Source organism: Nitrospira lenta (genome assembly GCF_900403705.1).
GTDB lineage: Bacteria > Nitrospirota > Nitrospiria > Nitrospirales > Nitrospiraceae > Nitrospira_D > Nitrospira_D lenta.
On sequence record NZ_OUNR01000016.1, the window covers coordinates 90,313 to 116,456 of the forward strand.

The 26,144-nt window shown below is 58.2% G+C and carries 27 protein-coding genes; all 27 read right to left on the reverse strand.

What is annotated here, in order from left to right; all coding sequences use genetic code 11:
* Positions 1 to 8: 8 nt before the first annotated feature.
* Positions 9 to 275, reverse strand: a complete 267-nt coding sequence (locus NITLEN_RS10165; protein ID WP_146216157.1) for a hypothetical protein — start codon at positions 273 to 275, stop codon at positions 9 to 11.
* Between the two features lie 15 nt (positions 276 to 290).
* The gene (locus NITLEN_RS10170) at positions 291 to 992 is read right to left on the reverse strand and encodes a flagellar basal body L-ring protein FlgH (RefSeq protein WP_121989505.1); all 702 of its coding nucleotides are present in this window, start codon (positions 990 to 992) and stop codon (positions 291 to 293) included.
* 8 nt (positions 993 to 1,000) lie between these two features.
* Positions 1,001 to 1,804 (reverse strand): flagellar basal body P-ring formation chaperone FlgA, encoded by an 804-nt coding sequence (gene flgA / locus NITLEN_RS10175; RefSeq protein ID WP_121989506.1) that lies wholly within the window; start codon positions 1,802 to 1,804, stop codon positions 1,001 to 1,003.
* Between the two features lie 10 nt (positions 1,805 to 1,814).
* Positions 1,815 to 2,606, reverse strand: a complete 792-nt coding sequence (gene flgG, locus NITLEN_RS10180; protein WP_121989507.1) for a flagellar basal-body rod protein FlgG — start codon at positions 2,604 to 2,606, stop codon at positions 1,815 to 1,817.
* Between the two features lie 9 nt (positions 2,607 to 2,615).
* Positions 2,616 to 3,386: a flagellar hook-basal body protein gene (locus NITLEN_RS10185; protein WP_181416778.1), complete on the reverse strand. Its 771-nt coding sequence runs from the start codon at positions 3,384 to 3,386 to the stop codon at positions 2,616 to 2,618.
* Positions 3,387 to 3,602: 216 nt separating this feature from the next.
* The gene (locus NITLEN_RS10190) at positions 3,603 to 4,340 is read right to left on the reverse strand and encodes a GGDEF domain-containing protein (RefSeq protein WP_181416779.1); all 738 of its coding nucleotides are present in this window, start codon (positions 4,338 to 4,340) and stop codon (positions 3,603 to 3,605) included.
* 369 nt (positions 4,341 to 4,709) lie between these two features.
* Positions 4,710 to 5,459: a sigma-70 family RNA polymerase sigma factor gene (locus NITLEN_RS10195; protein WP_121989510.1), complete on the reverse strand. Its 750-nt coding sequence runs from the start codon at positions 5,457 to 5,459 to the stop codon at positions 4,710 to 4,712.
* A gap of 22 nt (positions 5,460 to 5,481) precedes the next feature.
* Positions 5,482 to 6,348 (reverse strand): MinD/ParA family protein, encoded by an 867-nt coding sequence (locus tag NITLEN_RS10200; RefSeq protein WP_121989511.1) that lies wholly within the window; start codon positions 6,346 to 6,348, stop codon positions 5,482 to 5,484.
* Between the two features lie 11 nt (positions 6,349 to 6,359).
* Positions 6,360 to 7,766 (reverse strand): flagellar biosynthesis GTPase FlhF, encoded by a 1,407-nt coding sequence (gene flhF, locus NITLEN_RS10205; protein WP_121989512.1) that lies wholly within the window; start codon positions 7,764 to 7,766, stop codon positions 6,360 to 6,362.
* Positions 7,767 to 7,774: 8 nt separating this feature from the next.
* Positions 7,775 to 9,877: a flagellar biosynthesis protein FlhA gene (gene flhA / locus NITLEN_RS10210; RefSeq protein WP_121989513.1), complete on the reverse strand. Its 2,103-nt coding sequence runs from the start codon at positions 9,875 to 9,877 to the stop codon at positions 7,775 to 7,777.
* 15 nt (positions 9,878 to 9,892) lie between these two features.
* A complete protein-coding gene (flhB, locus tag NITLEN_RS10215; RefSeq protein ID WP_121989514.1) occupies positions 9,893 to 10,987 on the reverse strand; it encodes a flagellar biosynthesis protein FlhB in 1,095 nt (364 codons plus the stop codon).
* The gene (fliR, locus tag NITLEN_RS10220; protein WP_121989515.1) at positions 10,980 to 11,768 is read right to left on the reverse strand and encodes a flagellar biosynthetic protein FliR; all 789 of its coding nucleotides are present in this window, start codon (positions 11,766 to 11,768) and stop codon (positions 10,980 to 10,982) included. Before fliR ends, flhB begins: the two co-directional genes overlap by 8 nt.
* Before the next feature lie 6 nt (positions 11,769 to 11,774).
* Positions 11,775 to 12,044, reverse strand: coding sequence for a flagellar biosynthesis protein FliQ (fliQ, locus tag NITLEN_RS10225; protein WP_121989516.1), 270 nt, complete (start codon positions 12,042 to 12,044; stop codon positions 11,775 to 11,777).
* Positions 12,045 to 12,048: 4 nt separating this feature from the next.
* On the reverse strand, positions 12,049 to 12,825 hold the full coding sequence (gene fliP / locus NITLEN_RS10230) for a flagellar type III secretion system pore protein FliP (RefSeq protein WP_121989517.1): 777 nt from the start codon (positions 12,823 to 12,825) through the stop codon (positions 12,049 to 12,051).
* Positions 12,818 to 13,225, reverse strand: coding sequence for a flagellar biosynthetic protein FliO (locus NITLEN_RS10235; RefSeq protein WP_146216158.1), 408 nt, complete (start codon positions 13,223 to 13,225; stop codon positions 12,818 to 12,820). The genes fliP and NITLEN_RS10235 overlap by 8 nt, the downstream gene beginning before the upstream one ends.
* A 19-nt stretch (positions 13,226 to 13,244) precedes the next feature.
* Positions 13,245 to 13,613, reverse strand: a complete 369-nt coding sequence (gene fliN / locus NITLEN_RS10240) for a flagellar motor switch protein FliN (RefSeq protein WP_121989519.1) — start codon at positions 13,611 to 13,613, stop codon at positions 13,245 to 13,247.
* Positions 13,614 to 13,637: 24 nt separating this feature from the next.
* Positions 13,638 to 14,618 (reverse strand): flagellar motor switch protein FliM, encoded by a 981-nt coding sequence (gene fliM / locus NITLEN_RS10245; RefSeq protein WP_121989520.1) that lies wholly within the window; start codon positions 14,616 to 14,618, stop codon positions 13,638 to 13,640.
* A gap of 10 nt (positions 14,619 to 14,628) precedes the next feature.
* Positions 14,629 to 15,177, reverse strand: a complete 549-nt coding sequence (locus NITLEN_RS10250) for a flagellar basal body-associated FliL family protein (protein ID WP_121989521.1) — start codon at positions 15,175 to 15,177, stop codon at positions 14,629 to 14,631.
* A 311-nt stretch (positions 15,178 to 15,488) separates the two neighbouring features.
* Complete coding sequence (locus tag NITLEN_RS10255) at positions 15,489 to 17,225, reverse strand: flagellar hook protein FlgE (RefSeq protein ID WP_121989522.1); 1,737 nt, start codon at positions 17,223 to 17,225, stop codon at positions 15,489 to 15,491.
* A 41-nt stretch (positions 17,226 to 17,266) separates the two neighbouring features.
* Complete coding sequence (locus NITLEN_RS10260) at positions 17,267 to 17,947, reverse strand: flagellar hook assembly protein FlgD (protein ID WP_121989523.1); 681 nt, start codon at positions 17,945 to 17,947, stop codon at positions 17,267 to 17,269.
* A gap of 18 nt (positions 17,948 to 17,965) precedes the next feature.
* Positions 17,966 to 19,594, reverse strand: coding sequence for a flagellar hook-length control protein FliK (locus NITLEN_RS10265; protein WP_181416780.1), 1,629 nt, complete (start codon positions 19,592 to 19,594; stop codon positions 17,966 to 17,968).
* Positions 19,595 to 19,988: 394 nt separating this feature from the next.
* Positions 19,989 to 20,762, reverse strand: coding sequence for a MotE family protein (locus NITLEN_RS10270; RefSeq protein ID WP_121989525.1), 774 nt, complete (start codon positions 20,760 to 20,762; stop codon positions 19,989 to 19,991).
* Positions 20,759 to 21,199, reverse strand: a complete 441-nt coding sequence (gene fliJ / locus NITLEN_RS10275; protein ID WP_121989526.1) for a flagellar export protein FliJ — start codon at positions 21,197 to 21,199, stop codon at positions 20,759 to 20,761. Before fliJ ends, NITLEN_RS10270 begins: the two co-directional genes overlap by 4 nt.
* A complete protein-coding gene (locus tag NITLEN_RS10280; protein ID WP_121989527.1) occupies positions 21,196 to 22,500 on the reverse strand; it encodes a FliI/YscN family ATPase in 1,305 nt (434 codons plus the stop codon). The genes fliJ and NITLEN_RS10280 overlap by 4 nt, the downstream gene beginning before the upstream one ends.
* Positions 22,487 to 23,536 carry a F0F1 ATP synthase subunit delta gene (locus NITLEN_RS10285; RefSeq protein WP_121989528.1) on the reverse strand — a complete coding sequence of 350 codons (1,050 nt, stop codon included), beginning with the start codon at positions 23,534 to 23,536 and terminating at the stop codon, positions 22,487 to 22,489. Before NITLEN_RS10285 ends, NITLEN_RS10280 begins: the two co-directional genes overlap by 14 nt.
* Positions 23,537 to 24,538, reverse strand: coding sequence for a flagellar motor switch protein FliG (fliG, locus tag NITLEN_RS10290; RefSeq protein WP_121989529.1), 1,002 nt, complete (start codon positions 24,536 to 24,538; stop codon positions 23,537 to 23,539). It lies immediately after the preceding gene.
* A gap of 2 nt (positions 24,539 to 24,540) precedes the next feature.
* Complete coding sequence (gene fliF / locus NITLEN_RS10295) at positions 24,541 to 26,115, reverse strand: flagellar basal-body MS-ring/collar protein FliF (RefSeq protein ID WP_121989530.1); 1,575 nt, start codon at positions 26,113 to 26,115, stop codon at positions 24,541 to 24,543.
* Between the last annotated feature and the right edge of the window lie 29 nt (positions 26,116 to 26,144).

The window sequence follows — 26,144 nt, forward strand, 5'->3', positions numbered from 1 at the left end:
CCTTGTTGTTACAACTTCTGTGTTGACTGAACGTGCGATTTACGGCCCAAGAGCATTCTCGAAATCCAGCCCTGCTCAGACGCCGACTCTTGCGGAATGCTGACTCGGCGTTTCCTGCCGTGCCAATAGCCGGTTCGGCCGGGATCCTGAGGCGGATCTAAATCCGCTCGCCGCACCACACCGCTCATCACCATCATTTGCAACGACCGAATCGAGATCGCGCCGCGCCAGAGCCCCCACTTCGCCGAGACGTTTCGTGTAGCAATCAATTTCACAAGCAACATCCTTCGTTAGAACGGGTAGATCCAATCAAGCACTCGAACCAGCCACCCCGGCCGTTGCACATCGTCCAAGACTCCCAACCCGGCGTATTCGATTTTGGCATCGGCGATCGCCGAGGAGAGCACGGTATTCTTCGTGTCCACATCTACGCGCCTCACAATGCCGGCAATCGTCATCATTTGCTTTTCACTGTTGACGGTAACCTCACGCCGTCCTTCAACCCGCAAATCGCCGTTCGGAAGCACTTCGACTACAATCACCGAGATCGTTCCGGTTAACGTGCCTTCTCGGCTGGTGGCGCCCTTTCCACTGAACTTGTTGCTTGCCGAGGCATCGATCCCGAGCCCTCGCCGGGCTTCATCGCCAAGTCGGAGACCGGGAATGCCGATATATCCGGTTCCGGTTCCCGCCAACGAATTGGATAACGTTGAATCACGTTGCGCCGAAGTGTCCGCCGATTTTGATCCTCGGTGCTTCTCGACAATCTTGACGGTCAGGATGTCCCCTACCCGCATGGCCCGCATATCTTCATACAAGTACGCACGGCCGTTATCTTCTTGCCACAGCGAGCCCAGCGTCTTGGGCGGAGCCAATGCCGGCACGGTAAGCTTGGAGGAAACGGAGGGAGAGCTTGAGGGAAAAAGACTACAACCGCTCAGCAGCAGGCTGATGACGACCACTCCCGATGTGTGAGTTGTTGCGCAGCGCATGCGTGATCCTAAAACTCCACTTGAACGAGTCCTGGAGCGACGATCTTCGCCCGCAGTTCTCGCCCGGAATCGAGGTTTGCCACCATCACTGTCTGTCCGACTTGCCCGCTTCCCTTCGTCACGCCTGATGTTTGAACGGAGAAGTTGCCGCGCCGCGCTTCAATCATGACGTGATCGCCCTTTTTCACCATAAAAGGTTTTTTCAGGAAGGTCGGACGCAACGGAGTATTCGGTTGCAGCGGACGGGCCGTGCTTTTTCCAATGACGGCTTCCGGGTCAGTGATGAAGGGGTGCTTCACATCATAAGTGACGATACGCGCGGTGGTGAGATCATCCGGCTCAATGGTCTCTTCAGACTTGAGAAAACGCGCCGGAACGACCACGTCGATCATGGCGGAAATATCCGCCAGGGCATCAATGGTCTTCCATACATTCCCGTTGACCATGACCTGGATAGGAAAGCTTCTTCGCCCCATCGTTGTGGAGCCTCCAGGAACGGCAGGGATCTGTAGTTCGATTACTCCGGCCGGGATTTTGATCGGATCCAGCGGCTCCAGAAGGGTGACTTGCACCGACTTCACCCGGGTTCCCCATTCGCCTTCAAGATACTTCTGAATGGTCTTTTGGATTTGCTCAAAGTGCAGCGCCCGCATCGTCGGCCGGGTCGAATCCAACTTGTTGAGAGCCGCTCCGCTGGCTCCCTGCCCGCTCATCGATATGGGCTTGACCAGTTTCTCCGAACTCCCGCCGATGGCCGGGGCGGCCACGGCGGCAAGGATACAGACGGCGGCGATGATGCGAAGGCTAGTCATAACGTCTTCCTTATCGTCTGAGATTGTTCGCGATGGACATCATTTCGTCAGACGCTTGAATCGTTTTTGAGTTAATTTCATAGCTCCGTTGCGCGATGATCATGTTGACCATTTCTTCAGCCAGGTTGACGTTCGAGCTTTCGAGGAAGCCCTGCTGGATGGTCCCGAATCCGGTGGAGAATCCGCCGGTCCCTTGAGTCGGAGGGCCCGACGCAAAGCTGTCGATGAACAAATTGTTTCCCATCGCCACGAGTCCGGCCGGATTGTCGAATCGCGTCAATTGAATCTGGCCGACCTGGGACGCCTGGGTCACACCAGGGAGCAAGACGGAGACGGTTCCGTCCTGACCGATATCCATCTTCAACGCGCCGGAGGGAATGGTAATGACCGGATTCAACAAGTCACCGTCACCTGTGACCAAGTTGCCGACGTTATCGCGTTTGAACGACCCGTTCCTGGTGTACATGATGGTTCCATCCGGTCTGGAGACCTGGAAGAACCCCGGTCCATCGATTGCGATATCCAGATCGTTATTGGTCTGGCGCATGTTGCCCTGGAGCCATTCCTTCGAGACCGTGGTGGGGCGCACACCGGCGCCGACTTGAATGCCGACGGGAAAGACACCGACGTTGGATGCGCTGGTGCCCGGCAAGCGCTGGATTTGGTAGAGCAGGTCAGCAAATTCGGCCCGGCTGCGCTTGAACGAGTTGGTGTTGACGTTGGCCAGGTTGTGGGCCACGGTATCCACATTGATCTGTTGTGCCGTCATTCCGGTGGCGGCCGTCCACATTGCCCGAATCATAATTGCCTCCTAAGCCACTCGTCCGAGTTCTTGAATGGCTGTTTCAGCCATTCGGTCCAGGGTTTGAATCAATTTCTGAGCCGATTCATACCCGCGCATACCTTCGATCATCTTGACCATTTCACCGATGGAATTGACGTTGGAATCTTCAATATGTCCGGCCTGGATTTGAGGAGCCTTCGCCGGAAACCCCTTGTCGGAGACGAACATGCCTTCCGCATATTTTTGCGGCATGTTGGTATCGGGGAAATCCATCACCTTGATGGTGCCGATGGGATTGCCGTCGACTCTAATTTCACCCTGATTGGAAATGTCCATTTTCCCGACGGGAATCTTCAGCTCGCCCTTGGTGCCCATCACCGGATATCCGAGATTGGTGACCAGCCGGCGTTGATTGTCGAGAGACAGCATGCCGTTGCGGGTAAAGCGTGTGCCTTGAGGGGTTTTGACTTCTAAGAACCCGCGGCCCTGGATGGCCAGATCGAGAGGGTTTCCGGTCAAGCGAATCCGGCCCGCGTCATACGTTGTTTTGACCGTATTCGGAGCCGCATACACGCGTTCTGTCGGGCCGAAAGGTTTCGCTACGATTTGGTTCGCCAGCGACACCGTGCCGGGGATCGCGGGAATGGCCAGTTGCACTTTTGGAAATACGGCTTTGAAGGTCTGCTCATCTTGCTTGAACCCGGCCGTGTTGACGTTGGCCATGTTGTTGGCGAAGACTTGCATCCGTCGCTCATGGGCGAGGGCACCGGACAGGATTGGATAAATACCTCGATTCACAGTCTTCGCTCCTTGGTCATTCGATTCGCAAGGACATACAGCAACGTGCATGCCAGACCGTGACGCTCAGTCGGCGTAGACCTGTTCGATGAAGGAAGAGAGAAATGCGGGGAAATATGGCAGGCTGTCAATTATCCGACGGTCGGATGGAAGGCGCGCGGGCCACTCTGTTCTTTTTGATCAGGCGAATAATTCCGTGGTGGAGGAAGAAGTTGCCTAGCGTAGAAGGGATTCGCCGGCCGCCGAAGACTGGGCCATGGAGGCTATGCCTGGAACTTCACCGATCGACTCGGAGAAGCGGATGGGATTCTCAGCGGTCGCGAGGGCCAATGATTTCACGGCCTGGCTCAATAGGGCTTCTCCTGATGAGGCCGAAGAAGTATACATAGATCCGCCGATGTGACAGGTCAGCAGCACTTCCTGTCCTTCAATCATCAGGGGCAGCGACATCGTGCGATAGATATTCTGCGCGAGGGTATCGATCTCATCCCGTGCGACCACGCTTTCAATCAGAATGGCGAATCGCCGATCGCCGATCCGGGCGACGGTATTGTTCGAGGGCAACGCGCTCTTGATGCGGGCGGCCTGCACTCGCACGATCAACGAGATATTGGGAGTCGTCATTGCGGTCGGCAGCGGATGAAACTGCTGAAGATCCGCGACCAGCACACCGACACTGCGGCCCATATGCGACGCCCGCGTGAGCCCTTGTTCGAGGAGCACGGTGAAGAGACGCAACGTGGGCAGACCCGTCACATGGTCGTAGGCCGCCAGACTGTCTTCCTGTGGCTGGATTCTGGTGCGCCGGGCAAACGGCCAATACCACATTCCCGCAAGGCTGAGGCTCAGGCTCATGAACAGCCCGATTCCGCCGACCAGAGATTCGGGAGTCGTGAGCGACGCGCGCTCTAGGCTGCCGCCACTGCTTGTGTCGAAGGGAGCTCTCGGCGGCATACTCGTGAGCCATTGAGCCGCGAAGAATCCGGTGGCAAGCGCCAGCGCAAAACAGCTGATGGATCTTGTGCGAGACGATGCGCTGATTCGTGAACGCGAGCGGCCGAGGCGGGAGAGACCCAGAGTGAACGGCCCGCGATAGCCGATGGAAGACGTAGAGGGTGTTGCACCGGCCGATGTAGGTTGTTCTCTATCCATGAACAAGAAGCGGAGACATCCTTATAAGTGATGCCTCTGTTTCGGTTATTCAGAGAGAGAACTGAAGGACTCGTATGTGAAGCGTGCGATCCGGCACAAACTGCCACAAACAATCACCGTGAAGATTGCCTCGGGGGCAAGCACACCGCACCAGTGCACGTATGCCGGGCGCTACTCTTCGGCATGGAGAAACGCTTTCAGTCGAAGAATCGCTTTGGTGTGAATCTGGCACACACGAGATTCCGTGACCTTCAAAAGCTCGCCGATTTCCTTCATCGTCAGTTCTTCATAGTAGTAGAGGGTCAAGACCAGTCGCTCTTTTTCAGGCAATTCCTGAATGGCTTCGCCGATCGCTTCGCGCTCTCGCTCGTTCACCAAGCTGGATAACGGATCCAGGTGATGTGTATCGGCGAGCATCTTGACGACTTTGTGCCCATCCGGTTCTTGAAGCCCCAAGTCGTCGATACTGATCATCACGGCCCCACGGGCCCGCGAAATAAATTCGTCGAGATCAGCCAAGGGCATCTTGAGTTCGGACGCCACTTCTTCATCCAACGGAGGGCGTCCCAGTCGATTCAACAACGTGATATGGGTCTTTTGCAGGAGACCGATGCGTTCGTGCACGGAACGTGGAATCCAATCCATCGAACGAATTTCATCCAACATGGCGCCGCGAATGCGGAACTCCGCGTAGGTCTTGAATTTCGCTTCGCGATTGGGATCGTATTTCTCCATCGCATCCATGAGGCCGATTGTCCCGACTGAGATCAAGTCCTCGGCATCCAGGTACGCCGGTAATCGAAAGGCCAGTCGATGGGCCATCGCCCGAATCACGTGCGCGAACTCTTTGATCAGTTGTTCCCGATGGGCGTCTCCGCTGGGAATCGCTTGATGGACACGATGAACGGCCGTTTTGCTCATAATAAATATGCCTTTGACTCCATCACATGACTGCGGTGGTCTGAAGTAAGCGTTGCCACAACAACTGCACAGCGCTCTTAGGAAAATTCGGCTCGGGCCACTGCAAAACTTGCCCAGCCAGCCGCGTCAACGCCTGCGCCGCCGGCGAGGCTGGAAACAGCTCCAGCAGTGCCTTTTGTCGCATTACTGCCAGCGGAACATAATCGTCTTGAGGGATATAGCCGACATACTCAAGCACAACATGCAGGAACCGATCCGCAGCGGTATCGATTTTCCTAAACACTTCTGCCGCTTCTCGCGGGCTCTTTGCCATGTTGACCAACACTTTGAAACGACGCTCCCGATATTGCCTGGTCAACACTTTGATGAGGGCATAGGCATCTGTGAGAGAGGTGGGCTCGGGAGACACCACGACAATGGTATCCTGCGCCGCCGAAGCGAAGAAGGTCACATTCGGAGAAATCCCGGCCCCGGTATCGATAAGGAGCACATCGACGTCGCGCGAGAGGGCTTCGAGTTGTTCCATGAGCATCATTTGCTGTGATTCGCTCAACGAGGTCAGCTGTGGAACGCCAGAACTGGCAGGCAGCACCCGGATTCCTCCCGGTCCATCGACAATGACATCATCCAAGCAGTGCGTCCCCGCCAGCACATGTTCGATGGTATGTTCCGGGACTAAGCCCAGCAGCACATCCAAATTGCCCAACCCGAGGTCGGCGTCCAAGACGAGGACCCGCTTCCCTGCTCGACTGAGAGCCATCGCCATATTGGCGACGATATTCGTTTTGCCAACGCCGCCTTTCCCGCTGGCCACGGCAATGACGCGCGTCAGCGAGGAGACTCGCTCCGACACATCCCCTGCCATGGATGTCAATGATCCGCTCTGCATTGTCTGTCCTCCTACCGGGTAACAGTGTTCATGGTGACGGTGTGCGAGCCGCGTGACGGGGACCGCTCCGCCGATGCGTGCGCATCCACGGACGATCGGAACGGAACCGTATAGCGGCGGCCGATGAGAAGCTCGGCCAGCCGTTGGGGCGTGGCGACTTCAAGATCCTCTGGAACCCGCTGGCCGGCGCTCCAATAGGACAACGGAATGCCCGACTGGTGACTTAATTCGTAGAGCGCCCCGAATGAATCCGTTTCATCGAGTTTGCTGAACAACAGGCGCAGCAGCGGGAGCGCATGAATCTGCGCGACCTGGCGTTGTAAATCCTGCTCCCGCGTCGAGGCCGAGACGACGACGTGCGTTTGCACTTCCGGTTCCGTCTTGAGCAGCTGATGCAGGGTGTGCACCAAGGCCAGATCCCGTTCTGCAAAGCCGGCCGTATCGATCAGAATCAAGTCCGCATCGGCATGCTTGTGGACACAGGTGGCAGCCTGTTTGGCCGACATCGCCGATTCGCAGGGAATGCCTAGCACCTCGGCATACATCCGCAGTTGTTCGACCGACGCCAGTCGATAGGTGTCCAGCGAGACAATGGCGACGGACTTCTTTTCTTCCAACTGATAATGTGCCGCAAGCTTGGTGATGGCCGCCGTCTTCCCCGCCCCGTTCGTTCCGATCATCATGGCGATGGTCCGGTCTCCTTGACCCGAGAGCAGCGCACCGCTCACGCGCATGTCTTGCGCCAGACACTTCGCCAACGCATTCTGGAGGTCGTGCGGCTCCGTCACATTGCGACCGGTCAAGTCCGCGCTCAACGATCGGCCGATCCGGTCGGCGCTCGATGGGCGCAGGCCTTGCGCCACGAGACTGCGGCACAACGCCGCGATGGCCGGGTCTGCATGTTGACTCAACGATTGTGCGGCTGCCGGCAAGGACGCGCCGATCTCCCGGCTCAATGTGCGCAATTCTTTACGCAGATCTTGTAAACGGCTCTGCGTGATCTCCGCTGGCCGCGGCGCGACCGGGCGTGTGTGTCGAGGGGCCGGTGAGGGCGCCACAGGCTGTTTTATGCCATACACTTGAGAAAGCGGCGCCGGGTTCGCCAACATTCCCTGTAAGGTGTCATGAAATACTTCCGGGCCGACCGGCGGCGGCGTTGTACTGGCAGCAGCTGGCGCGGGTCGAGCTTTGCGGGTCTCGCTCGGGGCTGAGGTGTCACGTGCCGGCTTGATAGGCGGCAACGGATCATATTCGGCAGCGGCCATGACCTCCAACACCGGCTTATTGAAGTAACTCATCAGCCGTCCGCCTTGATGCACTTCCTTCGACGAAAGGATGACTGCGTCCGGACCCAGCTCTTCTTTGATGGCTCGAATCGCATCCTGCATGGTCAAGGCATGAAATGTTTTGACTTTCATTGGTCACCTCACGACGGTTGCGGCAGTTCTGAATCCAGCCGGATGGTATCGAGCGACTGCAATCGCACCATGGCATCGATTTCATTCAGGCCAATCACCGGGACAGAATGCAAAAGCCGGTCCGTCAGCCGGCGGAGGTGTCGGCGCACAGCCGGAGAGCAGAGCAGAATCGGCTGTTGACCGCGCGCAGCCACGCGTTCCGCCGATTGCTTGAGCGCCGTCAGGAGCTTGTGCGACAACGCGGGATCCAGATTCAGCATCGCCCCCTGCGGCAATGTTGACGCTTGCTCCGCCAATGTTCGATCGAGGCGCGGATCCAGAGTAATAACCGGGAGCGAACCGTCCGGTGCCTGGTACTGCTTGGTAATGGTCCTGGCGAGCGACTGCCGGGCCATCTCCGTCAAGAGTTCGGCATCCTTGGTCGTCATGGCGTGATCGGCGATGGCTTCCAGGATGGAGCGAATATCCCGGATGGGAATGCCCTCTTTCAGGAGATTGCCCAAAATCCTGACGACCGTGCCCAGCGACACCATGGTCGGCACGAGTTCTTCCACCAGCTTGGGGTGCGTTTTCCCCACTTCGTCGAGCAAGGCTTGGGCTTCCTGCCGGCCCAACAATTCATGGCCGTGGCGTTTGATGATCTCAGAGAGATGCGTCGTAATAGCCGAGCTGGCATCGACGACGGTATAACCGGCCATCTGCGCCTGCTCACGTTGATCCTCAGCGACCCACAACGCCGGCAACCCGAAAGCCGGCTCTTTGGTGGGAATGCCCTGGACCATCCCGCGCTGCGCTGTGCCGGGATCGATCGCCAGCACATGACCCGGGAGCACTTCGGCCTTGGCAACCTCGACCCCCTTCAGCATGATCGCGTATTCATTTGGGCGCAGTTGCAGATTGTCCCGGATATGAATGGGAGGCACGACAAACCCCATGGATTCGGCAAACTGTCTCCGCAAGCCCTTGATACGATCCAGGAGCGCATTGCCCTGTGTGCCTTCTACGAGATTGATCAAGCCATATCCCACTTGCACCTCCATCAAATCGAGCGGAGCAATGTGGGCGACCGGCTCGTCGACTTTGGCAGTCACCGGCGGAGGAGTCAGAGTTTCAGGCGCCTGTTCCCGTTGATAGAGGTGGTAGGCAATCCAGCACACGCCGCCTCCCAGCACGAGGAAGGCCAGATGCGGTAAGCCCGGCACCAAGCCGAGGGCCAGCAAGATGCCGCCCGCCGTTCCCACGGCGCGGTGTGAATTGAGGAGTTGCTGCGTCATCTCCGCGCCCAGGTCGTTTTCTGACGCGGCGCGCGTCACAATCATACCGGTGGCGGTCGAGACGATCAGCGCAGGAATTTGGGCGACCAGGCCTTCACCCACGGTCAGGAGCGTATAGGTTTGCGCCGCCAGGCCTGGGCTCATGCCCTGCTGCAGAATGCCGATGGTCAGGCCTCCGACGATATTCACCACCACGATGATGACCGCCGCCACCGCGTCCCCGCGCACAAATTTGCTGGCACCGTCCATGGCGCCGTAAAAGTCCGCTTCTTCCGCGATATCCTTCCGGCGCCGCCGGGCTTCATCTTCCTTAATGAGACCTGCGTTCAGATCGGCATCGATCGCCATCTGCTTACCCGGCATCGCATCCAAGGTGAAGCGGGCAGCGACTTCAGCCACGCGGCCGGCGCCCTTCGTGACCACGACGAAATTGATAATGACGAGAATCGCGAACACCACGAGACCGACGGTGTAGTTCCCGCCGACGACAAAATTCCCGAACGTTCGGATGACTTCCCCTGCCGCCGCCGGGCCTTCATTCCCATGCAACAGAATCAGGCGGGTCGATGCAATGTTTAGAGACAACCGAAGCAGCGTGACCATCAGGAGAATCGATGGAAAGACCGAAAAGTCCATCGGCCGGCGCACTTGCAATCCCACCAGCAAAATAATGATGGAAATCGTGATGTCGAAACTGAGCAAGAGATCCAAGAGAAAGCGCGGGAGCGGCAGCAGCATGACCATGAGCACGCCAACCACACCCACGGACATGACAATGTCCGGATGCTTCAGTAGCGGAGGATGTTCGATCGGAGGCACGGTCGTCGTGGATGCCATGTAATAGAGCCCTTCTTATAACTGTCCGGGGTTCACACCCCTGGCCCGGTACACAAAGGCCAGGATTTCAGCCACAGCGCGATACAGATTCGACGGAATTTCTTTTCCGATATCGACCAACCGGTACAGCGTGCGAGCGACCAATTTATTCTCGACCACCGCCACGCCATGATGGCGAGCCAGCTCACGGATACGCTCCGCAACAAATCCGGCGCCCTTGGCGACCACGAACGGGGCGGCCTTCTGATTCGAGTCATATTTCAGCGCCACCGCCAAGTGCGTGGGGTTGGTGACCACGACATCGGCGGTCTTCACCGCCGCCATCATGCGTTTCTTGGCGAGATCGCGCTGCGCGGAGCGGATACGGCCACGAACCAACGGATCGCCTTCCGCTGCCTTGTGCTCTTCCTTCACCTCTTCTTTGGTCATACGCAGATCGCGAGACCACTCAAACCGTTGATACATGTAGTCCACGGCCGCGAGAACCGCCAATGCGCCGACCACGCCCATCGCCACTTTCAGCGTGAGATGCCCGGCCATTTCGACCGAAGCCGGCAGGTCGTAATCCATGAGTCCGGGCACCATGAGCAGATCGTGACGCGCGGTAAACAGTCCGACCGCCATAATGATCGCGATCTTCACAAGGCCTTTGGCGAGTTCCATGACGGATCGGGTGGAGAACAGTTGTGCCAAACCCTTGGCCGGATTGAGCTTGTTGAAATTGGGTTGGAGCGCGTTCGGTCTCCACAGGAATCCTGTTTGCGCCAGTGAGGCGCCGGTCCCCATGAACAGAATGACCGCGAGAACGGGAAGAATCAGAACCATCGTCGTGACACTGATTTGCACGACAATGGTGTGGATATGTTCCACTGTCAGCGCTTTCCAAAACGTTTCGTCAAAGGATAAGGACAGCCCGCGCCGCGTGACGTCGGTCAACTGCCGCAGGCCGATCGGCACCCCGATGGCTAAAAAGCCGACTCCGCCGATCAGGACTGCCGCGGTGCTGACATCCCGGCTGATCGCGACCTGTCCGTCGCGCCGCGCCTCAGATTTGCGCTTTTCAGTCGCTTCCTCTGTCCGACTGCTTTTATCTGATTCTGAGTCAGCCACGTCCGAGACTCCTCAGTAAGGCTTCGATCGTGAGTTGGAGTTGTTCGAACTCCGACCCGATCAACGACACGGTAAACGGCATGCCGATACTCAGCACGAGCAACCCGCCCGCAATCGTAATGGGAAAGCTTAAGACAAAGACCTGCACTTGCGGGACGGCGCGGCCGAGCAAGGCCATGAGCACGTTGATGAGCAAAATGGCAATCAGCACCGGCGCGGACAGTTTCAGACCGATCGTAAACATCCGCTGCGAGAGCAGAAGAATTTCTTCGCCCAGGTGCGAAGACAAATGGGCGCCGAATGCGGGAATCGCCTCATAGCTGTGAATGATGGTCGCCATGGCGAACAGATGGGCATTCAATGAGAGAAAGATCAACGAGGCCAGCATGGTAAAGAACTGGGCGAGCATCGGCGTTTGTTGCGATGTCGTGGGGTCGAACAGGTGGACCGCACCGAAGCCCATTTGAATTCCCAATAGCTCGCCGGCGACTTCCAACGCGCCGAACAGCAGGCGAACTGCCAAGCCGATTGTGACTCCAATCATCATCTCGCTGAGCATGCCGCCCACCAAGATCATGGGATCCAGTGAAATGGCGGGCATCGGAATCGATGAAGCCAGCATCAGGCTCAACGTCAGCACTAATCCAAGCTTGACCTTGACGGGAATCGTCCGTCCGCTGAAGACCGGCAGCGCGGCCAGCAATCCCCCGATGCGGGACACCAGGACAAGAAACGCCTGGAACTGGGGAAGAAGAATGTGAATCGTCTGCGTCAGTCCCATGCCGTCCTAGCGAATGTAGTCAGGAATATTGGTCAGAAGATTCGTCATGAAGCTGGTCATGATGCCCAGCATCCAGGGCAAGAACACGAGAATCGCGCCGAAGAGCGTTAAGACCTTGGGCACAAAGCTCAAGGTCGGCTCATTCAATTGCGTCATGGCTTGAAACGCGCTCACGACCAAACCGACCAACAGACTCAACCCTAAGATAGGAGCCGAGACCAGAAGAGTCGTTTCCAGTGCTTGCCGGCCAAGTTCAGTGACCATTTCTGGTGTCATAGAATTACTGAAAGCTCCTTACCATGGAGCCGACGACGAGATACCATCCGTCGGCCAAGACAAATAGAATGAGTTTGAACGGCAATGAAATGACCGCCGGCGGCAAGAGCATCATACCCATCGACATCAGAATGCTGGCCACGACCATGTCCACAATCAGAAACGGGATATAGATCAAGAACCCGATCTGAAAGGAGATGCGCAGCTCACTCAGAATAAAAGCCGGGATCACCACATGAGTCGGCACATCGGCGATCTTTTCCGGTTTAGGAATCTTGCTGAGCGTGATGAAGAGCTCGAGGTCTTTGTCCCGGAGCTGGCGCAACATGAATCCCCTGACCGGCTCGATGCCCTTCTTCCAGGCCTCTTCATAGGACAGCTGTTCGGCCAGGAGCGGTTGCAGCGCTTCGCCGTAGACTTGCTGTCCGACGGGAGCCATGATGAACATCGTGAGAAACAAGGCGAGCGCCAGCAACACTTGATTCGGCGGAACCGATTGCGTACCGAGTGCTTGGCGGAGAAACGAGAGGACGATCACAATCCGCGTAAACGACGTCACCATGATGAAGAGCGCCGGCGCCAGCGAGAGGACCGTCAAGAGAATCAGAATCTGAATGACGACGGCGGTCTGCTTCGGCGAATCCGATCCCAGATCGATGCTCACCGACGGGCCGGCGGCCCACACTTGATCCGGCGTCGCCATCTCCAGGCCGAGAAGGAGCAGGATCCCCAGCAGCACGAATCTCGTCCAGGGCAGCACCTTGCGCGTCAGGCTATACATGCGGTCCGCCTTGCTTCCCCTGCCCCAAGGCGTTGGTGACATCCTGCCACCATTGAGCCGACAGCAAGTTGCGAGGGGATAGTCCGTTGGGAATACCGGTCTGACCGGAAGATGTTACGAGGGTCGCCAACTGTTCCGTGGCTTCAATACGACCGAGGGGAATCAGCGTCTCTGCCGTCACCCCGACGGCAAAGTATTGACCGGCAATGGCAACCAGGGCGATCGATTGCCGTGGAGCGAGGTAACTGTTCGCCACGACTTGAATGAGCGGCGTGCCGCCCGACAGGCCCATGCGTTGCGCGAACACGCGACGCGCGACCCAGGCCACGGCTCCCATCAGAAGGAGGACCGCCCCTAGCGCCAAGAGTGTCCGGCCCATGCTTTCCCACACGTCAACCACAGTGTCGCTCCTCTATCGCTTAGGCCAGTTGCTTGACACGTTCCGCCGCGCTCACCACATCGGTGAGCCTGATCCCGAACTTTTCGTTCACGACGACCACTTCGCCCTTGGCCACCAGCTTATTGTTCACCATGACTTCCATCGGTTCGCCGGCCAATTTATCGAGCTCGATGACCGAGCCTTGCGCGAGCTGCAAGAGGTCTCGAATCGCCATTTTCGTCGACCCGACGTAGATGGATACCTTCATCGGAATATCGAGAATGAAGTCGATATTCTTCGGCTGTTCCGCGACCGCCGTATTCGTTACCGGCGGAAACGAGGCCGGCGCCGCGGCGGCAGCCTCTTGCGTCGTCGTGTCGGCAGCTTGATTCACATCGTCGTCAGCCATACGGTCGTCTCCCCTCCCTGCGAGTTACGCCAGCACTTTCGTGACACGACAGGCGTGATTGCCTTTAAATACCCCGGGGCTTCCCAAAAACTTGAGATAGTCCTCGACATAGCATTCCAGCGGATCGCCGGGGCGCTGATCCAGCATCACCACGTCGCCGGGCGCAAAGTTCAGCACGTCCTGGACAGTGACGGTGGTGGAACCCAATTTCACCGCGATCGGCAACTCGCACTCATGAATCAGATCGCGGAACTTGCTGTTCCAGGACCCATCCTGTTCCAGCTGATCCGACACCAGTCCTGAGTAGAGCTTTTCCTTGATGGGTTCCAGCATCGAATAGGGATACACCACGAACAGATCCCGGGTGGTCTCCCCGATGATGACTTGCAGCGTCACTACAATGACGACCTCTGAAGCCGTCACTACCATGGCAAATTGGGGATTACTCTCGGAGCGCACATAATCCACCTTCACCGGCATAATCGCCTGCCAGGCCTTTTCCAAATCCGCGAGCGCCAACATGAGCAGCTTCTTGATCATGCGGAGTTGTACGGCGGTAAAGTCTCGCCCTTCGGGCTTCACATGCGTTTGTCCCTTCCCGCCGAAAAAATAGTCGACCAGCAGATACACGAGAAAGGCATCCATCACGAAGAGCCCGCTGCCTCGCAGAGGAGCCATGTGAAACACATTGAGCGAGGACGGCATGGGAATCTTTTTCAGAAACTCGCCGAATTTGATGACCTGTGTTCCGACCACGACAAATTCGATCGCTTCGCGGAGCACGCCGGTCCAGGCGACGGCTTGGCGCCGGACAAACCGATCGTTGATCATCTCCAGGGTCGGCATGCGTCCCCGGATAATCCGCTCCTGATTGAGGAGATCGTACCCCTTCACGCCGGTCGTCGCTTCCGCCGCCGTCTCGGCCGCCGGCGCGGTTTCGACTTCACCGGAGACCACGCCGTTCAACAGCGCATCGATCTCATCTTGTGAAAGAATCTTTTCCATAGCCGTCTGTCTACTGAACCACGAAGTCCGTAAAGTAGGCGGTCTTCACCCCCGGCTTGGGCAGCAGGCCGTTGACTCGTTGCGTAATCTCATCTCGAAGTTGAAATTTGCCCTGCGGACTTCGAATCATGGCCGAGTCTTTGCTTGAGAGCAGCACCAGAATGGTGTCGCGCAATTGAGGAATACGGCCTGACAGATTCGCCGAGACCCCTTCATTCTCCACCTCTAACTTAATGGTCAGTTTGAGATAGCGAATGTCCGGCGCGTCGGCCAGATTGACAATGAACGGATCCAGATCGAACACCACGCCGGGGCTTGCTTTCCCTGCGGCTTCGCCATGCCCTTCGGATTTTGCCGACGCCTCCGTCTTATGCTCATCCGCCGCCTCTCCCCCACCGTGGCTCTGGCCCCCCATGAATTTCACGATGACAAAGGCGCCACCAAGTCCGGCGACGAGCGCCGCGGCGACGACAATAATAAGAAGCTTAATGGGAAGCGCCGGTGCCGGCGCTGCGGGCTTGTCTGCTTCAGGGGTTGCTGCTGCTGCTTCATCTGACATGGAGACCTCCTCAATTCACATGCGCAATTGCCGTCACCGGTGGTTTGTGCAATGGATATGCCATCTGAGGTAAAGCCGGCTGTCATCGAGTTGGCAGACGACTACACGCCAAATGAGCGTAATTAATGGGGCCTGTGTAAGAAATACGGAGAAGGCTTCGTTGCGCGAGCCGGTCCGTTGACGCTGTCAGAAATCTGACGGTGAGACTAGACCTGCTGGAGGAGCCGCTACAGACGAATCGAGGATGAAAAGAGCGGAAGGGAAGCCGGGATGAGTTCGTCTAGACACTCATCCCGGCAGAGGCGGCTGTTCTATCGTTTCAGATTCACCAACTCCTGGAGAATTTCATCCGATGTCGTGATCACGCGCGAGTTGGCCTGGAAGCCACGCTGCGCGGCAATCATGTCGATAAAGCTTTGACCGAGATCGACATTCGAGAGCTCCAGCGAATTAGACAGGACACGGCCGAGACCGGCGCTATCCGGCGATCCTGTCACCGGCTGACCGGAGTTTCCTGATTCGGCAAAGGTATTTTTCCCGGTCCTGGTCAAGCCGATCGGATCCGGGAACCTGGCTAGGACCACTTGAGCCAAGGCGCGCAGCTGTCCATTCGAGAACCGGCCGCTGATGACGCCGTTCGTATCGACGCTAAAGGCCTGGAGCGAACCGGCGGCATAGCCGTTCTGCGTCTGCTGGACCAGCGCGGAGGTGGAGCCGAATTGCGTGGTGCCGGTGAGACCGTTCCCGCCGTCGGTAATGACGCTGTCGCCGAAATTGATATCGATGAGTTGATCCTGTGTGGCGCCGACGAAGTCGATCTGGAGTTCTCCAGGGTTCGTGCCCACCGTTCCTGCCGCCGTATTGGTATCGAAGCGAGTCACCGGCCCTTCACGCTGCAGCGTCCCGTCTGTCCCGAAGGTCAGGGTCCCGGCGCCGACTCGGACGATCCCGAGCGTGGTATCGATATTACTGGAATGATAGTTGGCCGTATTCACGTCGGCGGTGCTCGACACGACGTTATAGTTCCAGGTATTCGATCCCACTTTCGTGAAATAGGTGGTCAACAGGTGATCGTTCCCCAACGAATCGTAGACCGTCAGCGAGGTGGTGAAGTTCGAGGTGCCGACCGGATCCGACACGTTGAAATCGGAGCCGGTGGTCGACGCACCGGCCAGCAGGTTGAGGGTCGATGCCAGGGTATTGGCGCCGCTTGCGGCCACCACGACGGTGCTGTTATTCGTCGCGACATCGTTCGTCGTGCCGGAGAGGCCGGATCGCAAGGTGAAGATATTACTCGCGCCCACCGTGGCTTCAAAGCCGTCATAGGCCCCTTGCAGGTAGGGGTTGACCGCCGTCAGACTCCGCACCGCACTCTGTATGGCACCGGCCAATGCCGACCCAGTGAGGCCGTTCGCCACCGTCACCGTCCGCACGCCATCGCCATTCAAGTTGATCGTAAAGGCATTATTGCCGGCCGCCGTCGTCGTGACCGAGGCGGACGATCCGATAATATTTGCGCGAACGCCGGTGGTCGCCGTGCTGGAATTCAGGTTGGCGGCCAATAGCGCCGTGGTGGTTGGGTTCGGCGACGCCGTGGTGGTCGGCAAGGCAATGTCTCCGATATTGCCGGTGATGGTCCCAGTCGTGTCGGCGAGGAATCCCTGCAGTTTGAACCCGGTGGGATCGACCACGACGCTGTCTTTATTCAAGCGGAACAGCCCATTACGTCCGTAGAATGTTCCGTTCTGCTTGTCTTTCATCACAAAGAACCCGTTGCCGTCGATAGCCAGATCGAGCACATTCGAGGAGGTGGCCAGCGATCCCTGCGTAAAATCACCCTGCACGGAGGTGAGCGCCACACCGATTCCGGTCTGGACTGAGCCTGATCCGCCTGAGATCGAGGAGCTGATCAGGTCGGCGAACGTGGCGCGACTCCCCTTGAACCCGACGGTGCTGAGATTGGCGATGTTGTTTCCGATGACCGACAATGCCGTGCCGTTGGCATTGAGACCGCTCACACCGGCAAACAGAGACGACAGAATACCCATGGGTCAGATCCTCCTTTGTAACAAATGCGCGCGCGTTTCTCTTATCGCAGTTCGACAATATCGTTGCGGTCGATCACATAGTCGCCGGCGGCCAGTTGCGGGCTGCCGTTGACCATCCGCACACCGGAGATTTTCAAGACAGAACTTGGGGCCGCGACGACCGCTCCACCCTTCGAGTCTTTGGCCAGGACCTGGTACTGATAGGTTCCGTTCGGCATCAACTGCCCGTTTTGATTGCGCCCGTCCCACTGGACTTCCTGTTTGCCGGCACTCTGCGTGCCCAAGTCCAGTATGCGAAGGGCCTTCCCCTGCTTATCCTGAATGGTGACTCGGACGGTACTCGCTTCGCGCTCCAACGCATACGTGAGTTTAGCCGGCCCGTTATTCAGATCGATGAGCGAGCCTTCGACCTGCACATTGCGCCCGATCATCGGCAAGAGGGTGTACTGCATCGAATCCGCTTGCTGAGCGATGCTTTTCTCCAGTAACTGAACCTGTTTCGTGCTCTGGTCCAATTGACTGAATTGCGCGAGCTCGGCGACGAATGCGGTGTTATCCATCGGCTTCAAGGGGTCTTGATTCTTCAGCTGCGTGACCAGAAGCTTGAGGAAGTCGTTCTGCCCCATTTGCTGGTTGCCGCTCAAGGCCCCGGCGATTCCGCCGCTTGCGGGCGCTGTGACTCCGGGTGTCGTCTGTGAGGTCGCTGAGCCAACGGTTGCCATAATGCGGTTCCCCTATCCTTATGCCACCAGATTCAACATGCCGCGACGCGGCGTCGTCTCACGCATCGTTTCTTCACGTCCCCGGCCCGAGTTCTGCCGCTCTTCCTGCGGAGCATGGCCCGGTGACTGGTCCCGAGACGTCGGTTGTTCGAAAGACCGTCCGGCGCTCTGTCGGTCAATGTCGACTTGAAAGCGTCCCAGATCCAAGCCCGATGCGGTCAATGCCGATTGCAACCGGTCTTGCCCGTTCATCAAATACTGTCCTAACTCGTTTCGCTCGGATGAGAAATGCGTGTGGACGGTCTCCTGATTGACCGCGACACGAATATTCACCCGTCCCAGATCGGCTTGCGAAAGCTCGAGTACCATCGACTTGGTTTGGCCCGTTGAATTCCCCGGCATCCAATCGGTCGACTGAACGGGAGGGAGGGTTGCGGCCGGCTGAGTGTCGGCGGGAAGCTTGGCTGAAGGAGCGGAGGAAAACGCGCGGTGATCCACGCCATGGGTCACCAACGTGGGATTCGATGGCGCGGCAGGCGCGGAAGCCTCCGGCACGATGGATTGGGCCGCAGTCTGCTCGGCAGACGGGCGTTCGCGATGGTCATGGCCGGACCACTCCATCCCGCCTTCATCCTTCTGGCTTGCGGCTTCTTGCCAGGCAGTCAGGGCAACCGCAGGCTGACGAGACACGTCCTCTTCTTTCGGCGCCGGAGTGTCTTGTACGGGCATCGGACGTTCCATGACCAGAGGCCGATTGTCTTCCGAACGTTGGATCTGTTCAGCGGTCAGTGCGTGGGCCGCCGCGAGGTCTTCCCGTACCTGAGAGCGCAACTCGTTGGGCAGGATCACCGGCTCAGCCTTCACCTCACTTGTTGCAGGAGCGTGCGGCTGCTCTTCACGCGTGAGCGGGAATGTCGGTTTTTCCTGTTGAAGCGTGCGGAGTTCTCCGGGCGTCGGCTGAGCTTGACCGCTCGGTGTCGTAGCGAGGTCGGACAAGGTCGTCTGCTGTCCGTTGGTATCGACGGACGGCTGCAGCGTGGCGCCTGATGGAATGGCCGCCGTGGAATCTGCGGATGCGGCCGCGAGGGCTTTGTGTTCGACCTGCGTAACGGTGGAGGAGTCCGCCGCCGTGATCGGCAACGATGTCCCGTCCTCCATGACAGAAGGCATCACGGACTCCATAGCGGTGTTCGTCTGTTCACCCGGTGCGGTCTGCATCGGGACTGGAGCATCTGTGATGACTGTGGGCTGCGCGATCAGTGCCAGCAAGACGCTTTGCGTCGTCACATCGGGCGGCGGCGCCGTGACCATGGGGGTGGAGTCCGGCCGTGCGGGTTCGGTCTCTTTGTCGCCGGCTTGGTTGCCTCGGTCGGCGCCGGAGGTTGTCGGTGCCGTTGTGGCGGACGCCGGCTGATCCGAAGCCGTCTGGGCATCGTGGGCATCGTGCTCATCGCTCGAGGCTTGGCTGCGTCCAGCCTCGTGACGGGATGTCTGTGCCGTATGAACCGACTGCAATTCAGATGAAAAAGATTTTCCGGATCCGGCCGATTCTCGACGGCTGCCTCCAGATCCTTGACGAGAGGTGCTCTGGGGGCCGGTTGCGTTGGAAGAGCCGGCCGATGCGAGATGCGGTAGTTGAACGTCCATTATGACCTCAGGTGTTCCCGATGATTGTCTGGTGACACGCACCGGCATAGTTCAAGCCTTGTGCCAGTGCGCTTCGCCGAAAACTCTGCGCCAATTGATGGAAATACACGAGGTGTGATCAGCTGATTCACGCAGGAGGAAAGTATTTCCTATCCCGTAGGCAAGATGCTTCCACTTACGAGGTGAACAGGCATGCAGGATGCTGAGATTGTCCGTCAGCAGTATTCCATGCCTTCGTCAAAGCGCGTCACGCAGACAGGTGGCATCACCGCTGTTGCTTCGCTAGTTGTGGCTGGAAGGCAAGTCTTTGCGAGCAATCTGGCGTTGCGCTTCGCGATCTCATCCGAAAGACGTCGCGCCGACTGTCGGCATCGACGAGTCTGTCCGTAGTCTGTTAGGGGGTTTGACCGAGCAGCTGTTCCGTGAGCTTGGCGGCACGGTCCACACGCACTTGAGAGAGAATGGCACCGGCAGTTTTCGGCTTGACGATCCGAAGGATTTCGATCGCTTTGTGCTCGGGCATCTTTTCGAGTCTGGCTGCGGCTTCTTCTGACGGCATGGACTCATACATCTTCGCGAGCTGCGCCTGGCTCTGACTCTTCTGATCCTGCGCTTGCTTGGAGAACAGGGCTTTCCGCTCCGCGATAAACTGGTCCTGCTGGATTTTCTGTTCCGTCGTTTGTTTCTGATGCAGCCGCCGAGACTCCTCCAGCTTCTTCTGCGTGGCCTCATTGCGCGTAAGCAGCCCTTCCAGTTCCGTCTTGAGGGCGAGGATACGCTCTTCTTCTTGCCGAACGGCCGTTTCACGGCGGTCGAGATCTTTCTTGCGCTGATCCAGCATCTCAATGATTTCTCTCGGCGTCTCAATGGACGGTTCTGGCGTAGCCGTGGCAGCGGCTGTGTCAGCCGTCGTGTCAGCGCTCCCGGACGGTCCCGCCGGTGTGGAGCTTGCCGCTGCAGCGGCCGGCTTCGCCGGTTTGGGTTGCGGCTCGGATGACGCTTGGCCCAGCTGCACCATGACCCACAGCAGAAATACCGATCCGGTCATGCCTCCGGCTAAGGTCCACAGATGGGAGCGCCGCGCCGATCGAGTGACTGTAGATTGCGGCCTCACGCGATGCCGCAGCGTAATGCGATCGGTGACCGGATTGGTGTAGACAGGCTTCATGACAACGTATCTCCCTGGCCGGCAAAGCGATGATGCGCTGACTCATCCGTCGCCATCTGCTCGCGGCGGCGCATTTCCGTCAGGGCCGCCTCCCGATACCGCTCAATCAGACGATCCAATGTACGGCGATCCTGACTGGCGGCGACCAGTTTGGCTCGCGCCTCGTCCCATTGCAGTTGCCAATGCGCCAGCGTACGCCGGGCCTGCTCCGTGGCGGCCGCTTGCGCTTCAAAGTGCGATTGCCACTCCAGGAGTTGCTCGATGGTCAATCCTTGGCTGGTCTCTTCACGGTACCGCTCCTCCTGCTGCCGCTGATCGTCCGCCAAGCGCGCGATGGATTGTTCCGCCTGGAGGAGTTGCTGTGTAACTTCGGCCAGCTCCATCTTGAGCTGCTCCTCAATCTGAAGACGATAGTGTTGCAGCGACTGTACGCTCATGTCTGTTGTGCCAAGTTCAGAAGGTGCTGTCGAGACGCGGCAAAGTCAGCCGGTTGTTCGACCGCCTGGCGGAGATACCCGTTAATGGCGTCTTGTCCGCGCACCGCCCGATCCAGCGCGGCATTCATCCCCTGCTTATAGGCGCCGAGAAGAATAAGATCTTCGGATTGCCGATACCGCGCCATCAGTTCGATCGTTTGGCGCGCCGCCGCTTCATGTTCACGCGTGACAATGTCGCGCATGACCCGGCTGGTACTTTGGAGCAGGTCGATGGCCGGGAAGTGGTTTTGCGCCGCGAGGGTGCGTGAGAGGACGATGTGTCCATCCAGAATCGAACGCACCGTATCGGCGATCGGGTCGGACAGATCGTCGCCGTCCACCAGTACCGTATACAACCCAGTAATCGTGCCGACGCCGGGACCGGTCCCCACTCGCTCCAGCAGTTTCGGTAACATGGCGAACACCGACGGCGTATAGCCTTTGGTCGTCGGCGGTTCGCCGATCGCCAAGCCGACCTCCCGTTGGCTGTAGGCCAACCGCGTCAGTGAGTCCATCATCAATAAGACCTGGCGTCCCTGATCGCGAAAATATTCGGCGATACAGGTTGCCACGAGCGATGCGCGCAGCCGGACCATCGGCGGTTGATCCGATGTGGCCACGATGACGACTGAGCGCTTCAAGGCTTCAGGTCCCAGATCGCGTTCCAGAAACTCATTCACCTCACGTCCGCGTTCGCCGATTAACGCAATGACATTGACGTCCGCCTGGGTATAGCGGCTAATCATTCCGAGCAAGACGCTTTTCCCGACGCCCGATCCGGCGAAGATCCCGACCTTCTGTCCGCGCCCGCAGGTCAAGAACCCGTTGATCGCCCGCACACCCAAATCCAACGGGGTCGTGATCCGGTTCCGCGACAAGGGATTCGGCGGACTCGTCCGAAGTGGATAGTGGGCCTGCGCGACGAGCGGCCCTTTGCCGTCCAAGGGTTCCCCCAACCCATTCAAGACCCGTCCGAGCAGTGCGGGGCCAACGGCGAGTCCGGCCGCTTGACCAGTCATCGCAATGCGGCTCGATGGCCCGATCCCTTCCATTTCTCCGAGCGGCATCAGCAAGACACGATCGCCTCGAAATCCTACGACTTCCGCTGGAATGATCCCTTTGCCGTCTTCCCTCGTGATGTGGCAGATGTCGCCGACCGTCGAGCGCGCGCCGGTGCCTTCAATGACCAGGCCGACGGCTTGCGCCACGCGCCCGGTAATGTCCAATGGTTCGACCTGATCGAGAAGATCACTGAGCGACATGTGTGCCTCTTGCGCGAAGCGCTTCACCTAGGCGGGAGAGTTGTGTCTCAAGCGAGGCATCGACCACTCGGTTGACTGTCTGCACGATACATCCTCCACGGGGCAACGTGATATCCGGTTCAATATGGAGCGAGAGCGTGAGATCGCCGACCCGGCTCAATTCGTCCCGCATCGCGTCCAGCGTTCCGGCATCGGCGGGATGCACCGTAATGGTCACGCGGCCGGACTCTTTCAACGCGGCCAGCGCCGATTTGGCTTGTGCCACCACTTGTTCTTTGACCTGCTCGGCGCGGTCGCGCAGCACTTTGGTGGCAATCTGAAAGGCTAGACTCACCACTTCTTCTTCCACGGTCTGATGCAAGGCCAGCCAGGCTTGATCGAATTTCCTCACGGCATTGGAGAGCACGGTCCGTTCATGACGCCGGCGTTCTTCATCACGGGCGCAGGCTCGCCGCTCGCCTTCGGCAATGCCGCGTTCAAATTCCGTCAGTCCATCTTGCCCGCGTGTGACCCCGTCTTCGCCGAATGTTTGCAAGACCATGCTGTGTACGCGCAAGCCGCCGGCTCGCACGACCGCATGTTTCAAGACCGTGTTTTCCGCGCGTAAGGCGTGCAGTTCGAGCAATCGTCGAGCGGTCATCAGCATGACATCGTTCTGAATCGGCTTCATGAAGAACTCGGCTGCGCCGGCCTTCATGGCCCGGACGGCCAACTCGACGCTCGGCGATCCGGTCATGACGACGCTGATCACTCGTTGGTCGCAGGCTTGAATCTGCTCCAAGAGTTGAATCCCATCCAGATCCGGCAGGGCAATGTCCACCATCACGAGCGCCGGGGGCGCTTGTTTCACCATCGCCAGCGCTTCCTGAGCGGTTCCGGCGACACGAATGGCCACCCCTTCAGAACGAAAGAGTTCGATAAAGAGATTCCGGATAATCTCGTCATCATCGACGACGAGAATCGACCCGTGTAGTTTCGGCGTTCCGGACGCAGCCGGCGCGGACAATCTCGCTGGCAGTGATACGCTCGTGGCCATTTACAGCATCTCCTCCCCTGCACCGGCCACCACAATCCGGCCCTCTTCCTCCAGTTTTCGGCACACTTTGAGGATGTTCTGCTGCGACCGCTCCACATCTGCGATTTTGACCGGGCCCTTGGATTCCATATCGTCCTTGAGCATCTCGGCCGCGCGGCTCGACATGTTTTTGAAGAATTTATCCTTAATATCGGAGTTAGCCCCACGCAGCGCCAAGGGCAGATCTTCTTTGCTGATTTCCTTCATCAGTTCCTGCATGCCGCGATCATCCAGCTTGATCAGGTCGTCGAAGACGAACATCAGGGCGCGGATCGCATCGGCCAGCGGCTGACTCTTCTCCGCGATCTTGGCCATAATGTTGCCCTCGGTGCTCTTATCGAGTCGGGTCATGATATCGGCCATCATCTCCGTTCCGCCGAGCGATTGGGCACGCATGCCGGTATTCGACAAGAGCGCTTCCTGCATGGTGTTGCTGAGTTCCTCCAACACATCGGGTTGGACTTCTTCCATGGTCGCCACGCGCAAGGCGACGTCGCCTCGCAAGAACTCCGGCAGCTGAGCCAACAACTGACTGGCCTGTTCGCTCTCCAGATGCGCCAGAATGACGGCGATAGTTTGGGGATGTTCGATCTTAATCATACTGGCTAACGATTTGGCTTCGACCCACTTCAAGGCTTCCAGGCCTGGATAGGATTTCCGCGTCATCGATTCGATGATGGCCTTGGCTTTTTCTGGACCCAGCGCTTTGATCAAGACGCTGCGAATATATTCATTGCCCTTAAATTGGACGTCTCCCGAGGCGCTCGCGCTTTCGAATTCTGAAATCACCACCGCTTCATCTTCCTTTGAGATTTGGGCAGTGCCATTCATGTAATGACCGAGCTTCTTGATCTCCTTGGGATCGAGCTGCTTCATGACTTGAGCAGCCGCTTCTTCCCCGATGGCGCGCAGCAGAATCGCCGCCTTCTGTTCACCGGACATCTGTTTCGCGTCACCGGCCATGGCTATGCATTACCTTTCAACCACTGTTTCACGACCACGGCGGTCCCGTCAGGATTCTTTCGGGCCATATCGACGATTTGCGCGCGACTCGCACTCGATTCCAGCGAGGCTTCCACCGCGCTGACGGATGCGGGCAAGGCCGGCGCCGTGGCTTCCGCCGCCGTCGCTTCCACCGTCGAGACGCCCAGCATCGCGATAAGGGGCCGGACGACAAAGAAGAGAATGAGCAGGAATAACAGCGCACCGACACCGTATCTCATATACGGCATCCAGGGTTGCGTGCTTTCCGCGACCGCCTCGACCGTCGCGGTGGCCGGCTCTTCAGGGCCAAATCCGAACTGCACATTGACGACCTGCACTTGATCCTGGCGTTCCGTTGAATAGCCCATCGCTTTTTTGACGATGTCTTCAATCCGCTTGATGTCTTCTTCACTGCGGGGAATATACTTTCTGATGACATCACCAGCCGGCTTGTCGGCTGCCTGACCTTCCGCGGCTTTGGGCGTTTCGTAGGTTCCGTCCACCAGGACAGCGACCGAGAGTTTCTTGATCGAACCGATCGGCTCCACGATGCGGGAGACGGTCCGGCTGATTTCATAATTGACCGTTTCGTTCTTCGTTTGCGTCGCATTGGAACTCGTCGGCGTGGCCTCCGCTTCCGTCCCGGGCGGCACGTTGGACTGCACTCCCGGCACGCCGCCGGACATGCCGTTGACGCCGTTGGCTTTCTCTTGCCCGCGCTGTTCGCTGCGAACGACTTGCCCGTTGGGGTCGTAGCGTTCTTCCGTCGTTTCGACTTTTCTAAAGTCGATCAAGCTGGAGACGCGGACTTCCGCCTTATTCAACCCGACGATCCGCTCGAGCATCGACTGAATCCGGCCTTCGATGTCCTTTTCAATCGTGCGTTGATATTCGAGCTGTGTATTAGACAGGCCGGCGGTTTCGTCCTGCGCCGTGGAGGATAGGAGATGACCGTGGCCGTCCACAACGGTAATATCGCGGGCCTGCAATCCCTCCACGCTGCTGGCAACGAGATGCACGACACCCTGGACTTGCCCCTTGCTCAACACTTGGGCATTTCTGAGCGACACTACCACGGAGGCGCGGGGCCGCTCCTGTTCCGCGGCAAACAACCGCCGTTCAGGAATCGCCAAATGGACGCGCGCGCGTTCGACTTCCGGCATCTGCGCAATCGTACGAGCCAGCTCGCCTTGCAGCGCGCGCCGGTAATTCAGTTTCTGAACGAATTCCGACATTCCGATGGAGGTACGGTCAAAGATTTCATAGCCGACACCGCCGCCCTTGGGAATGCCTTGGCTGGCCAGCGTCAAGCGAAGATCGTGCACCTGTGCCGTGGGCACAAGAATCGTGGCTCCCCCGCCCGTCGTATCGTAGGGCGTCTTTGACTCCTTCAATTTATCGATAATCGACGACGCGTCTTCACTATTGAGATTCGTGAAGAGCACTTGCATGTCCGGTTGTTGCGTCCAGAGGGCGAGCGCAATGAGGCCGGCGACGGAGCCCGCCAGCGCAACCAGAATGATCATGCGTTGATTGATCGAGAATTTCGAAAACATACAGCTGGTTTACCTCATCCGCCTCAAAA

Bases quoted from the DNA above. Each gene is read 5' to 3' on its own strand.
- NITLEN_RS10170 (WP_121989505.1), bottom strand. From the start codon at position 992: ATGCGCTGCGCAACAACTCACACATCGGGAGTGGTCGTCATCAGCCTG.
- flgA (WP_121989506.1), bottom strand. From the start codon at position 1,804: ATGACTAGCCTTCGCATCATCGCCGCCGTCTGTATCCTTGCCGCCGTG.
- flgG (WP_121989507.1), bottom strand. From the start codon at position 2,606: ATGATTCGGGCAATGTGGACGGCCGCCACCGGAATGACGGCACAACAG.
- NITLEN_RS10190 (WP_181416779.1), bottom strand. From the start codon at position 4,340: ATGCCGCCGAGAGCTCCCTTCGACACAAGCAGTGGCGGCAGCCTAGAG.
- NITLEN_RS10195 (WP_121989510.1), bottom strand. From the start codon at position 5,459: ATGAGCAAAACGGCCGTTCATCGTGTCCATCAAGCGATTCCCAGCGGA.
- NITLEN_RS10200 (WP_121989511.1), bottom strand. From the start codon at position 6,348: ATGCAGAGCGGATCATTGACATCCATGGCAGGGGATGTGTCGGAGCGA.
- flhF (WP_121989512.1), bottom strand. From the start codon at position 7,766: ATGAAAGTCAAAACATTTCATGCCTTGACCATGCAGGATGCGATTCGA.
- flhA (WP_121989513.1), bottom strand. From the start codon at position 9,877: ATGGCATCCACGACGACCGTGCCTCCGATCGAACATCCTCCGCTACTG.
- fliR (WP_121989515.1), bottom strand. From the start codon at position 11,768: ATGGGACTGACGCAGACGATTCACATTCTTCTTCCCCAGTTCCAGGCG.
- fliQ (WP_121989516.1), bottom strand. From the start codon at position 12,044: ATGACACCAGAAATGGTCACTGAACTTGGCCGGCAAGCACTGGAAACG.
- fliP (WP_121989517.1), bottom strand. From the start codon at position 12,825: ATGTATAGCCTGACGCGCAAGGTGCTGCCCTGGACGAGATTCGTGCTG.
- fliN (WP_121989519.1), bottom strand. From the start codon at position 13,613: ATGGCTGACGACGATGTGAATCAAGCTGCCGACACGACGACGCAAGAG.
- fliM (WP_121989520.1), bottom strand. From the start codon at position 14,618: ATGGAAAAGATTCTTTCACAAGATGAGATCGATGCGCTGTTGAACGGC.
- NITLEN_RS10250 (WP_121989521.1), bottom strand. From the start codon at position 15,177: ATGTCAGATGAAGCAGCAGCAGCAACCCCTGAAGCAGACAAGCCCGCA.
- NITLEN_RS10255 (WP_121989522.1), bottom strand. From the start codon at position 17,225: ATGGGTATTCTGTCGTCTCTGTTTGCCGGTGTGAGCGGTCTCAATGCC.
- NITLEN_RS10260 (WP_121989523.1), bottom strand. From the start codon at position 17,947: ATGGCAACCGTTGGCTCAGCGACCTCACAGACGACACCCGGAGTCACA.
- NITLEN_RS10265 (WP_181416780.1), bottom strand. From the start codon at position 19,594: ATGGACGTTCAACTACCGCATCTCGCATCGGCCGGCTCTTCCAACGCA.
- NITLEN_RS10270 (WP_121989525.1), bottom strand. From the start codon at position 20,762: ATGAAGCCTGTCTACACCAATCCGGTCACCGATCGCATTACGCTGCGG.
- fliJ (WP_121989526.1), bottom strand. From the start codon at position 21,199: ATGAGCGTACAGTCGCTGCAACACTATCGTCTTCAGATTGAGGAGCAG.
- NITLEN_RS10280 (WP_121989527.1), bottom strand. From the start codon at position 22,500: ATGTCGCTCAGTGATCTTCTCGATCAGGTCGAACCATTGGACATTACC.
- NITLEN_RS10285 (WP_121989528.1), bottom strand. From the start codon at position 23,536: ATGGCCACGAGCGTATCACTGCCAGCGAGATTGTCCGCGCCGGCTGCG.
- fliG (WP_121989529.1), bottom strand. From the start codon at position 24,538: ATGGCCGGTGACGCGAAACAGATGTCCGGTGAACAGAAGGCGGCGATT.
- fliF (WP_121989530.1), bottom strand. From the start codon at position 26,115: ATGTTTTCGAAATTCTCGATCAATCAACGCATGATCATTCTGGTTGCG.